This window comes from Salegentibacter echinorum (assembly GCF_900129445.1).
Lineage (GTDB): Bacteria > Bacteroidota > Bacteroidia > Flavobacteriales > Flavobacteriaceae > Salegentibacter > Salegentibacter echinorum.
This window is the reverse complement of sequence record NZ_FQVT01000005.1, coordinates 258224-270798: the sequence shown is the minus strand read 5'-3', so window position 1 is coordinate 270798 and position 12575 is coordinate 258224. Positions and strand designations below refer to the sequence as shown.

Annotated in this window: 10 protein-coding genes; 4 read left to right on the top strand and 6 right to left on the bottom strand. The window is 37.3% G+C overall.

Translation table 11 applies throughout. The features are described from left to right. Positions 1-334: 334 nt before the first annotated feature. Positions 335-1351 (bottom strand): NAD-dependent epimerase/dehydratase family protein, encoded by a 1017-nt coding sequence (locus tag BUA71_RS10705; RefSeq protein WP_072879570.1) that lies wholly within the window; start codon positions 1349-1351, stop codon positions 335-337. Positions 1352-1540: 189 nt separating this feature from the next. Here BUA71_RS10705 and tyrS point away from each other — a divergent pair, with 189 nt between their 5' ends. Continuing rightward, positions 1541-2836: a tyrosine--tRNA ligase gene (gene tyrS / locus BUA71_RS10700; RefSeq protein ID WP_072879568.1), complete on the top strand. Its 1296-nt coding sequence runs from the start codon at positions 1541-1543 to the stop codon at positions 2834-2836. Between the two features lie 460 nt (positions 2837-3296). Here tyrS and BUA71_RS10695 read toward each other — a convergent pair whose 3' ends face one another. From BUA71_RS10695 to BUA71_RS10680, 4 genes are all read right to left on the bottom strand, one after another. After that, entirely contained in the window at positions 3297-4274 is a 978-nt protein-coding gene (locus BUA71_RS10695; RefSeq protein WP_072879566.1) for a LuxE/PaaK family acyltransferase, read from the bottom strand. Positions 4275-4331: 57 nt separating this feature from the next. Continuing rightward, entirely contained in the window at positions 4332-4676 is a 345-nt protein-coding gene (locus BUA71_RS10690) for a T9SS type A sorting domain-containing protein (RefSeq protein WP_072879564.1), read from the bottom strand. A 162-nt stretch (positions 4677-4838) separates the two neighbouring features. Continuing rightward, the gene (locus BUA71_RS10685; RefSeq protein ID WP_072879562.1) at positions 4839-5858 is read right to left on the bottom strand and encodes a hypothetical protein; all 1020 of its coding nucleotides are present in this window, start codon (positions 5856-5858) and stop codon (positions 4839-4841) included. A gap of 50 nt (positions 5859-5908) precedes the next feature. After that, positions 5909-8689, bottom strand: coding sequence for a TonB-dependent receptor (locus tag BUA71_RS10680; protein WP_072879560.1), 2781 nt, complete (start codon positions 8687-8689; stop codon positions 5909-5911). A gap of 252 nt (positions 8690-8941) precedes the next feature. On the opposite strand from BUA71_RS10680, the gene BUA71_RS10675 reads away from it, so the two are divergent. Then, positions 8942-9625, top strand: a complete 684-nt coding sequence (locus BUA71_RS10675; protein ID WP_072879558.1) for a response regulator transcription factor — start codon at positions 8942-8944, stop codon at positions 9623-9625. Next, positions 9625-10689 (top strand): sensor histidine kinase, encoded by a 1065-nt coding sequence (locus BUA71_RS10670; protein ID WP_072879556.1) that lies wholly within the window; start codon positions 9625-9627, stop codon positions 10687-10689. The genes BUA71_RS10675 and BUA71_RS10670 overlap by 1 nt, the downstream gene beginning before the upstream one ends. Here BUA71_RS10670 and BUA71_RS10665 read toward each other — a convergent pair. Further along, complete coding sequence (locus BUA71_RS10665) at positions 10642-11700, bottom strand: glycosyltransferase (RefSeq protein ID WP_072879554.1); 1059 nt, start codon at positions 11698-11700, stop codon at positions 10642-10644. The genes BUA71_RS10670 and BUA71_RS10665 overlap by 48 nt on opposite strands. Before the next feature lie 193 nt (positions 11701-11893). Between BUA71_RS10665 and trmB the strand changes: the two genes are divergently transcribed. Continuing rightward, a complete protein-coding gene (trmB, locus tag BUA71_RS10660) occupies positions 11894-12568 on the top strand; it encodes a tRNA (guanosine(46)-N7)-methyltransferase TrmB (RefSeq protein WP_072879552.1) in 675 nt (224 codons plus the stop codon). Positions 12569-12575 lie beyond the last annotated feature (7 nt).

The window sequence follows — 12575 nt, the reverse complement described above, 5'->3', positions numbered from 1 at the left end:
TCGAACAAAAACAACGAAATATCTTGAAAATAGCAAGAAAACTCGGATATGAACTTTCTGAAAAACAGTTGGTTACATAAATACGTCAATGATAGCGACGTAGGAGCGCGGCAATCTTTTGTTGTAACATATTTGGTGTTTCTCGTTTTGTCTATTGAATACTGCGATTGCTAACTGGTTACGAGTTGCGGGTTGGGATGTTCTTACCGGGTCATCGCGAGGACGAAGGACGTGGCGATCTTTTGTTGTTTGTTCAAACTATCAAATTAACACATCTTCAAGTCCTCAAGTGACATCACCACATCACCGAATTAACAGATCATCACATTACCATTCACCCAGCTTGATCTTGCTTGTACTGTGAAGCAGTATTTTTAATTACTGCTGAAATTGGTTCGAATTCAAAATCAATTGCAGTTTTAATTTTTTCGTTGGCATATTTAGAATCCGAAAAAAGCGAGTTAACGGTATGTTTAGAGATTTGTCGTTTAAAACCGAAAAATCCGCCAATTTTTTGAAAAAACCATCCTATCCAGAGTATCCACGTTGTAAGTTGTTTTTCGGGGATTGGTTTCTCTAAAGCGGTAGCAGTGCTATCCAAAATTTCTTTAAAACTTTTATTATCCGAAACTAGAATATAAGATTCATTAAAAATTGGAGACTCCATAAGCTGTCGCATCGCTTTTACTACATCTTCAACGCCTACAAATCCTGCTATTTTTGGAAAATGATAATTTAAGCCTTTATCAATTTTTGTGAATATTTGTCCCGAACCTTCGTGCCAAAATCCGGGGCCAATGATTATCCCGGGGTTTACAATTATAGTAGGAACACCCTCTTGCGAGGCACGCCATACTTCAATTTCGGCTCCATATTTAGAGATAGCATAATCGCTATGGTCTTCTTCAGGATTCCAATAATTTTTCTCGGTAATCAAATTATTGTTCAGGCTACTTCCCAGGGCGGCCACGCTACTCACATAGCAGAATTTCTCAATTTTTTTGCCAATACATAAATTTGCCACATTAGCAGTACCTTCAATATTAACCTTTCTTAGTTGTTTGTCGTCACCTGGGTTAAAAGAAACCATCGCAGCGCAGTGATAAACAGTAGTAACATCTTTAAAGGCTTTGGTAAGTGCAGGAATATTAAGAATATTGGCTTCAAACCATTCAATTTTATTAAATAATTTGCTTGCTTCTTCCTTTTCTATATAATATGAAAACACCTGTTGTACCTTATTAAGGTCGCTGGTTTTCCTGTGAATTGCCCGTACGTTTTTGCCGGCTTTCAGTAAATTCAGCAATAAATGCGATCCAACCAGTCCGGTGCCTCCTGTAACTAAAATCATTTGGTAAATATATCAAAACGACTTAGGAAAAATAAGCATTTGTGGTATCTTTACGCCTATTTTTGAATAAACCGCCTCGGGACAAACTTACGAGGTTTTATATAAGAGATTATTTTAATTTCGTGTCATCCCTGGAACCGTTGGGGGCGGAGCATTTAATCTCGATTATCGAGTAAAATTTTTGGACTTATGAATACAAATTTTGTAGAAGAACTTACCTGGCGTGGCATGTTGCACGATGCAATGCCGGGAACCGAAGAACATTTAAAGGAAAAAATGCGTTCAGCTTATGTGGGCATAGACCCAACGGCCGATTCCCTGCATATTGGACACCTGGTTAGCGTGATGATGCTTAGGCATTTTCAATTGGCGGGACATAAACCTTATGCTTTGGTTGGTGGCGCTACAGGAATGATTGGAGATCCATCGGGGAAATCTGCCGAGCGTAATTTGTTGGATGAAGAAACATTAAAACACAATCAGCAGGCGATTAAAAATCAGCTTTCTAATTTTTTAGATTTTGGCAAGGAAGAGGATAATGCCGCGGTTATGGTGAATAATTACGACTGGATGAAAAATTTCAGTTTTCTCGAGTTTATTAGGGATGTAGGTAAGCATATTACTGTAAATTATATGATGTCTAAAGATTCGGTAAAAAAGCGCTTTTCTCCTGATGCTGCGGAAGGCCTCTCTTTTACAGAATTTACTTACCAATTAGTACAGGGCTACGATTTTCTTCATTTATTTAATGAGAAAGATTGTACACTACAAATGGGCGGAAGCGACCAGTGGGGCAATATAACCACCGGTACCGAGATGATTCGGCGCATTGCAAATGGAAAAGGATTTGGGCTTACCTGCCCGCTTATCACCAAAGCCGACGGCACCAAATTTGGAAAGACCGAGGGTGGTAATATTTGGTTGGATAAAGAGCGCACTTCACCTTATAAATTCTACCAATATTGGGTAAACACCAGTGATCTTGATGCTGAAAAATATATAAAGATCTTTACCTTTTTAGATAAGGAAAAGATTGAAGCCCTGGTAAAAGAACATCACGAAGCGCCACACTTACGCTTGTTGCAAAAAACTTTAGCTGAAGAAATTACGGTGATGGTTCACTCCCGCGAAGATTTTGATAACGCGGTAAAAGCTTCTGAAGTACTCTTTGGAAAAAGTACCGCTGCCGATTTAAAAGCACTGGATGAGGCTACTTTTTTAGATGTTTTTGAAGGTGTGCCACAAGCTGAAATTTCCAAAACCGAGCTCGATAAGGGATTGGATATGATTGCAGCTCTTTCGGCTAAGACTAATTTTTTAAAATCTAACGGAGAGGCCAGAAGAGCTCTTAAAGAGAATTCGGTATCTGTAAATAAAGAAAAAGTAAAAGAAGATTATAGTATTACCGAAAAGGATCTGATAAACGGAAAATATGTAATCCTGAATAAAGGTAAAAAGAACACTTATATTTTAAGAGCTGTTTAGCCCGAAAATTCATTAATCTAGCTGTAGTTTAATCAAGCTTTTTCTGTTGTAATGAGCTGTCATTCCTTCCCGAGAATACGGGAGAGGAATCTCTTTAGCTTTGGGTCAAGTTCTTCGCTGCGCTCTGAATGATAAACTAAGATATTATAAAGGCAGTGCTAAACTATAAGCATTAATGACGGCTAAAAAACTAATTTAGTAAGAAAATTTGTTAACTGATAATTCTTTTTGCTTTAAGGTTTGGATTAAAATACAAAGCCCCGTAAACGGGGAGTTTACGGGGCTTGCAACTAACTAACCAATCTAATATGAAAAAAATTCACTTAGCTCGCAAGGATTCATCATCATCTAATATTTCCTTGCATTAAATAGGTCGTGAGAAGTTCTAAAAATTACAATCTTTAGATATTTTTAACTATAAAAATTTGATTTTTAGGCTTTTGTTGGCAAGTGTTTATAGCTACAGCACGAGAAGGTTACAACCGCGAATATCACTGTTATCAAATCTTCCTAAAATTTCAAACTGGTTAGCACTTATTTTTTTACCCAAATCCTGGGTAGCAATAAATGAACAAGAGTTAAGATTGGCCAGGTCAATCACATTAATTCCGCCGGTTTTTCCTTTTGGTAGTAGGCTCAGGGGGTCTTCGGGGTCTCGTATTAAAAGTCGCATCCAGGCCGGGCATTCAAAGATTCCATTGCTTTTGGAATAAGCCTGTGAGAGCAACTCGGTCATACCATATTCACTATGAATATGCTTTACCCCAAAACCTGCGGCAAGAATCTTGTGTAACTCCTCCCTAATCATTTCTTTGCGCCTGCCTTTCATCCCGCCGGTTTCCATAACTACGGTATTTTGTAGGTTGAAATCGTAGTTTTCTACCAGATCCAGTAGCGCAAAAGAAACGCCCAGAAGTAATATTTTTTTACCGTTTTTATCCAGGGTTTTTAATTTTTGCTGAAGCTCTTCAAGATTGTTTAAATAAAAACCACTTTCGGGATGTTTGCTTTTCTTTATAAAGCTATCGGCCATATAGATTAAGGAAGAACCCTGGCGCTCCAGATAAGCCGGAAGTAAGGCTAAAATTACAATTTCTTCTGGGTTTCCATAAAATTCTTCAAAAGCTTTTAAAAAACTATCTTCATAAATTTTTAAATTGGATACCAAATGCTTGCTGGTTTGGTTGCCGCTGGTACCACTACTGGTAAAAGTGATCTCCGGTTTCTGATGCCCACAAACTATTTTTCGTTTTTTAAAAAACTCTATTGGAAGAAAAGGAATTTCTTCAATTCTGGAAGTATTGTTGGGAGTTTGTTTTAAAAGATCGCAGAACTCACGGTAAACCTCATTATTGGAATATTGGAAAGCAAAAACCTGTAGAGAAATTTCTTTAAATTCCTGTTCGTTAGAAATTTTAAAAATTCTTTCTGATAGCATTCTGAAAAATGATTTTAATGCGGAAATTAAAGAGAAACTAAAACTTGATAGAAGATATTATCTAACAACCAACTTTCGGGTGGCGCTGGCTTCTTCCTCTTTGATTTTTAAAATGTAGATACCTGCACTAAGTGAAGAAACATCCAGTTCTCTACCTCTAATCCTGGTACGTTGCACGGGTTTGCCCAATACATTATAAATTTGAACCTCTTTTTCTTTATTTTTTGAAGTGCGAATATAAACCTTGCCGTTTGTTACGGGGTTTGGATAGATGGATAATCCATCTATAGGGATTTCTATTTTATTCCCCGTGCTGGTAGTATCCTGCGCATAAGCCGCATTTGGTGCGGAAAATGTGAGGAAAATAGCCAATATGAAACTATAAAAGTAGAATTGCTTCATGCTTTCTTTTCGAGGTTTTTACAAAACTACAATAAAATTTCAAAAATCCTGCCAGAAATATTGTGCATTAACTCTTAATATTTTATTAAAAAAGGCTGCCGATGAGGGCAGCCTCCTTTTGGGCTAAATCAAAAAGTACTTGAGAATAATGTAGTTTGCTAACTATTGTACCCAGCTAAAAATGGCTACATCTACAGTTGCTTCAGTTTCATAAGCTTTATTAGGATTAGAATCTATACCTTCAATTTGAATGTTAGCAAAATCCCCCTGGTCTTTATCGGCTAATTCAATGCTTGTGTCGTATCCAGATAAAGAAAGCCCTGTAATGATAGCTCCCGAATTAGCTTTAAACTGCAGGGCAGTACCTCCTGTTTCTGAGACTGCTGTGAAATTAGTAATGGTAGGTTGCACGTCATTGCCATCAGCTTCAAGAGCAGTAGAAAAATCATTACGTGTGTGTTTCACATAAGTATTACTAAGAGTTCCATTCCATCCTTCAGTCCAGTCAATGGCATCATCCTGAAGATTTTCTACATAAATATTTGAAGCACTTACGCTGCCTCCAAAGAACTCCACACCATCATCTTCCCCGTTTAATAAGGCGACATTTTCAATAGTTGTACCAGAACCTACTGCGTATAAGCTAAGACCATTGTATTGAGAATCGGCACTAATTTGAGCTCCTGAGTTTTCGATGATTAGGTAATTAATAGATCCTGAATTATCTTCACTATCGCTACCCCCGTAAATAAGGTCATTAACTTCAGCCTTGGCATCTGCACCAGCTGTAGTTTCTGCTCTTCCTAAAAGAATAAGACCACCCCAAACACCTTCTCCTGAGGGTTTCATTCTTACAGGTGCATCTGCAGTACCCTGAATATCTATCTTACCGCCTTGTTGTACGGCAATAAATACATCTGTTCCGGTAGCAGTGTTAATAATAGTACCTGCAGGAATAGTTAAAGTAGCGCCTTCTGCTACGCTATAGTATCCTGTTAATTGATATTCAACAGAAGGATCTAGTGTCCTATCTTCTGCTAAAGATCCTTCCAATTTGCTTTCCTCTCCAACCGGCGGTTCTGGATTTGGATTTAGTACATCGTCATCATTGCTACAGCTTGTAAAAACAGCAAGTAAGAGTAGAGAAAATAACATTGTTAAATTTGAATTTAGTTTCTTCATGATTTAAAATTGAATTGATTAATAATAGTTAAAGATTAATTGTTAATTTTTTAAAATTTAAAACTTACTCCTAAGTTTAATATCATACCACGGGTATAGGAAAAGACTGTTTCGGTTCTTTCCGGGCCACCTATGGGTTTTATATTCTGTGTTCTTTCTATTTCGGGGTTAAGTAGGTTTTTTCCTGTAAACCGTAAGTTCCAATTATCATTTAGCTCCTGAACGAGCACCGTATTTAACGAAACAAAACCTTTTTCAATGATCTCGTCGTTATAGTAATTCTCATAATCCTTAACATTATTCGTAGAGCCTAGAGCGAAAATTTTACCCGTGGCATAATTTGCCGATACGTTTGCTGAAAAAGCGCGTTCCCAATTGGTTTTAAAGTTTAGAGCGGCATTAAAAATCCAATCAGAGGCACCCTGTAATTCGCTGGTAGTCTTGTTTTTGTATTTAAAAGTTCTTACCAGGGCTCCGTCCTCATTATATACATCTTTAAGGTCTTGCTCGTGCCACATTTTTGTTGCATTAAGGCCAAAATCCAGGCTATGGCCTTCTTCTGGATTTAAAATGTTTAGATCGGCATCGAATTCAAGACCATATACTTCCGCTTTTTCAGAAGTATTAAAAAATCTGAAATATCCTGAAGAGCCCGTTACCTGGGTTTTCTGAATAGGATCTTTAATTTGCTTATAAAATCCTGTTAAGGAGATAAGTTGAGAATTTGATGGAAATAATTCCCATTTAATATCCAAATTGTAGGTGTTGCTGGCCATTAGTTCAGGGTTGCCCTGAGTAGTTTGTGCTCTTGGATCTACATATGGAAAGGGAGATATTTCTTTAAATTCTGGCAGGGTGATGGTCTTACTTGCAGCAAGCCTAAGATTATTATTGTCATTTAAAGCATAACGGATATTTAAAGAGGGATAGATGTTATCATAAGATTTCGCTATAATATCCTCTCTGGGAAAAGTGTTACTAACGTTGTAGTGTACGCTTATATCATCTTTTTGGTACCTGGCGCCAACATTAAAATTAAACTTATTTACGGTATAGTTAGCCGAGATGTACCCGGCAGTAGATTCTAAATTCCCGGTGTAGGTATCTTCTCTTTGCTCATTATTTCTTAAGCTGCCATTCTCAACATTTTCCTGGTTAAGGATGCTATTTAGGTTATCTATGGAACCGGCGTTTAAAACGGTGCCATTGGGCTCATCCAGGCCAAAAAACTGTGAAGCAAAATCTCTGTCTTTATTTCTGTAGTTTCCTCCAAAGTTTAAAACCAGGCTAATGGAATCTTTCTTAATAATTTCAAGTTCATCATTTAAACGAGCACTAATTTCTTTATCATATATAGTTTGGGTGCTCTTCCTGTTTTGATAATTCCCCTGTCTGCCAAGACTAACCTGTTCCTCATTAAAATTAATTTCATTCCTTATACGGTTGGGTTCGTTGGCATCGATAAAATTTGCACCTACTCCCCAGGTAAGATGGTTTTTTTCTCCTAACTGGTGGTCGCCAAGAAGTTGGTTTACCGATAGCCTGGTATGACGTAAATTTTGATCTCTTACAAACTGATTTAGATTTTCGGCCTCATCGGTTTCATCCTGGGTAAAACCCTCCCCATTTCTTCCTGCTTCATAAACAATATCTGCTGTTTTGTTAATAAAAAGGCTTAAGACGCGAAGGGAGTGGTTGTTATTAAATTCATATTCCAAATCTAAAAGACCAGTGGTGTTGATGGTTTTCGAAAACCGGGTGGCATCGGTATAATAATCTTCCAGCGTATTGGTATTATAATTTTGGAATAAACCCTTACGGTACTTATGGGCTACGGTTTGCGCTCCGGAAAAGAAAAATTCAAATTTTTCACCAATTTTTGTACCGCCATTTAAAGCGTAACGATAATTTAAAGGAAAATCTACGGTTTGAGTGTCCCAACTTTGTTGTGTAACGGCATTCTGGGTGGGCATGTCTTTAGAGTAGAATCCAAAGGAAATCATATTGGCATTAGGTGATGCTTTAAAATTATTTACTACATCATCCTGGAAGACATTTGTGTTTATTCCAGTTCTTACACCTGCACTTAATTCCCGGGAACCTAGAAGAGACCTGGATTCGATATTAACATTTCCAGAGGCTTGGTCTGCAGAGTAGGAGGGAGAGTAAGTTTTGCTTATGCCCACACTTTTAATTACCCGCGTTGGAAAAAGACCTAAATCAATATTCTTTCGTTCCACATCATCAGAAGGAATAGGAAGACCGTTCATAGTGGTGTGTAGATACCTGTCGCCAAGACCTCTTACAAAAATATCCCCGGAAGCTTCACTACTGGTTACTCCAGATAATTTTGTGGTTGCGGTAGCAGCGTCTGTGACGCCTATTTTCGCCAGCTCTTGTGCGCCAATACTTTCTTTAATTTGAATTGCTTTCTTCTGCGCTATAAGCAAAGCTACTTCAGAGTCTTTTCTGGAAATGGTAGAAATAACCACCTCATTCAGGGAAGCTGCACTTGCCCCAAGTTTCGTGTTTACTTCAGTAACCTTTCCTGGAACTACTTCTACACTCGGTATTTCTAAAGTTTTGTAACCTATAAAACTAAATGCTACAGTATATGTGCCTGGTTCAAGATTTTTTAAAGCGTAAAAGCCATCAAAATCTGAAGTGGTGCCCTCGTTGGTTTCCTTAATTATTATATTAGCAAAGGGAAGAGGCTCACCTTGCATCTCCTTATCGCTTAATTTCCCGACGATGGCTCCCGTAGTTTCTTCCTGGGCCTGTAAAACTATGCTTAATAATAGTATAGACAGGGTGAGTAAATAGTTTTTCATTGTTTTCTTTAATTCTTTGGAGCAAATTAACGACGGCAGTGTAAAACTGCTGTTAAGCTGGAATTATGTGTTTATGATTATAATGTTAGCTTAAGGTTATCAAGCAATTTGTAGTGCGGAAAGTTTAAATTTATAATTATTTTTATCCCATATTTGAAGCCGTAGTGGAGTTTATTTGAGATGTGTTTTATCAACTATTTTGATGTTCACATATTATAAATACCTCAGAAAGCTTTAATAAATCAACTTAAAATGAAAAAGAAGGACATTAAAATTTTACTGGTAGATGATGAACCAGATATCCTGGAAATTGTTGGGTATAATCTAACAGGGAAAGGTTATCAGGTGATTACCGCCAATAATGGGAAAGATGCGGTGAAACTCGCAAAAAAAATAAAGCCGCAATTAATTATGTTAGATGTGATGATGCCAGAGATGGATGGCATTGAAGCCTGCGAACAAATAAGACAAATCCCTGCTTTAGAAGATACCATTATTACCTTTCTCACTGCCAGGGGCGAAGATTACTCCCAAATGGCCGGATTTGATGCCGGTGCCGACGATTATATTACCAAGCCCATTAAGCCAAAAGTCCTGGTAAGTAAAGTAAAGGCTTTGCTTAGAAGGTTTAAAGATGACACAGAAACATCTAATGTGGTTAAAATAAAAGATCTCATTATAAACCGGGAGGAATATAAGGTGATTAAGGAAGGAGAAGAACTGGCGTTGCCACGAAAGGAGTTTGAATTGTTATCCTTACTAGCTTCCAAACCGGGAAAAGTATTTAAACGAGAAGATATTTTGGAGCAGGTATGGGGTGCAGAGGTGATTGTTGGCGGTCGTACTATAGATGTTCATATTAGGAAGTTGCGGGAGAAAATTGGAGATGAGCGCTTTAAAACCGTAAAAGGCGTAGGTTATAAATTTGTTGTTTAATGGCTAAGAAATTTAAACGTTCCTACAAATTTGCGGTAAAGACGGCGCTCTATATCACAATTTTTCAGGGGGTGGTATTAGCTTGCTTTGCCTATTTTACCGGCCAATTTGTTCCGGGGCCTTTTATTGCTTTTATACTTTTAACCTATTTTATTTCATTTTTTATAATTCAATACCGGGTTGAGAATTTTATCTATAAACGAATCAAAAAGATTTATGATAGTGTTTCGCTTTTAGATGCAACTACCCTGTTTCCAAGCCAGGTGACTACAGATATGGCCACGTTAAGTAGAGAGGTAGAAAAATTTACAAAAGATAAAAAACTGGAGATCGAAAGCTTAAAAGATAGGGAAATATACCGAAAAGAGTTTATGGGTAATGTGTCTCATGAGCTTAAAACGCCACTTTTTACGGTGCAGGGTTATATTTTAACTTTATTGGACGGGGCGATGAAAGATAAAACGGTAAGAAAAAAATACCTGCAACGTGCCAATAAGGGAGTGGAACGGCTGGTCTATATTGTAAAAGACCTGGATATGATTACCAAGTTGGAGACGGGCGACCTTCACTTGCAAAAGGAAGATTTTAATTTTGTGGAATTAATCCAGAATTCCTTTGATCTTTTAGAGATGAAAGCTGCCAAAAAAAATATTAATTTAATTTTTTCTGAAGATTATAAATCTCCAATTCTTGTAAATGCCGATAGGGAAAGGATTCAACAGGCGGTTACTAATTTAATCGTCAATTCTATTAAATATGGTCATAACGACGGAACTACAGAGGTTTCTATTGAAGATTTAAATAAAGAAAAGGTGCTGTTAAGGGTTTCCGATAATGGTGAAGGTATAGAAAGAGAGAATTTGCCACGGGTTTTTGAACGGTTTTTTCGGGTAGATAAAAGTGGTTCAAGAAAAGAAGGAGGTTCTGGGCTTGGCCTTTCCATTGTTAAACATATTCTGGAAGCTCACGATGAGAAAGTCTCTGTAAAAAGTGAATTTGGCGTTGGCAGTGAATTTTCATTTACGCTTAAAAAGAGCGAGGTGGCTGCTAAAATCGACTTCTGATTTTAAATCCTGAAACCCCGAATAATTGGCTAATTCTTTCAGTTTAGCATACTTAAAATCTTTTTGTTGGCAATAAGGAGCTATTCCCAGTTCTCTACAACGCTTTGCTAGATACTCCTGCTCAAACTGTCCCGGGGTGGGGATTAAAAAAGCTTTCTTTTCTAATTTCGTAAGGTCCATAAGGCTGGAGTAACCGGAACGGCAAATAATAATATCACTCTGTAGTATCACCTTTTCAAGGGCCATACTGTTTAGGTAATTTTCAACCTGAATTTGTTTGTTTTCAGCAACAAGTATATCGCCGTTTATTTTTCCCCTCACAAGAATTATTTTTTTGTCGCATTTTTTCAGATTTTTTAAGAGTGCGTTTTCCAATAACGTTCGTTGTGGTTCGGGGCCCGATAAAATCACGGCAAGATCGTACTTAATCTCCAGGGTTTTATTTTGAAACCGACTAAGCACACCAATATATTTTACATTATCGGCGGTTGTTGTAGAATGTCCCATAATTCCGCTTAAATTTCGTTTTCCGGGAATATCGGGTATCCAGCATTCGTCAAATTTGGCGATATATTTCTGCTGAATTTTACTGCTGAAATAAGTAGTGTTTCCGCTTAAAACCCGATGTTGGTGGGTGATAAACACGCTTTTTACATCTGGATGCCTGCAACCCCAGCGATTATCAGAAATTATCCCGTTAAACTTATATTTCTGAACCAATTCTTCCACGAGCTTCTTTTCCTTGCTTATGGTTTTTAAAATATGCGGACTTTGCGCAAGTAATTTCCATTTTAAAAATTGTGGCTTTCTACTATAGAAGATGTTGTAAGCAGGGAGTGTAATACTTTCCAGGTGCTTAAATTCTGTTTTGAGTAGGCGCAAGGCATCCCCATTGGAAGCGATAAAAACTTCAAAATTATTTTTCTCCAGGGCTTTTATAATTGGGATACAACGGGTTGCGTGGCCTAGTCCCCAATTTAAAACAGCTACTAAAATCCTGGTTCTCTTCATCTGTTATAGTTTTAACCACTGCGGGATTTTTTCAAAGGATATAATCATCTCCCTATCTAATTGAATTAGTCGGGACAAGTTGTGAGTTGCCTATTTTTTACGTTGAGTATCATGCTGGTTTCAATTATCAAAATTATTATGACGAGCCTGTGCGCTATTTTATTTAATTTTACCCAAAATTATACATTAAAACGTGGGAAGTAAGAATAAATTAAGACGATTCAGAGAAAATGAGACTTTTAGAAATGTGCTTCAACCTTCGCGGGAAGAGCTGGAAAAAGATCAATTTGAGTTAAAAGGAAACTGGCGCCAAGACTTTTTTAAAAATGAAAACCCTATTGTTTTAGAACTTGGCTGCGGAAAAGGGGAATACACCATTGGCCTTTCCAAACAGGATTCAGAAAAAAACTTTATAGGAATAGATATTAAGGGCGCAAGATTTTGGCGGGGCGCTAAAACAGCTATAGAAGAAGAGCTGGACAATGTTGCTTTTTTGAGAACCCAAATAGAGTTGATTGATACTGTTTTTGCACAAGGGGAGGTAGATGAAATTTGGATCACTTTTCCAGATCCGCAAATAAAATATAAACGCACTAAACACCGCTTGACAAATAGTGAATTTCTAAAAAAATACAATCATATTCTAAAACCTAATGGGGTGGTAAACCTAAAAACCGATAGCGAATTTATGCACGGCTATACTTTAGGCTTACTGCATGGTGCCGGTCACGAGATTGTTTATGCCCATCACAATATTTATAAAAATGAATATTCACCAAAAGCGGTAACCGAAATACAAACTTTCTACGAAAAACAGTATCTTGAGCAGGGAAAACCAATTACTTATATTCAATTTAAGATAAAATAGGTCTTTT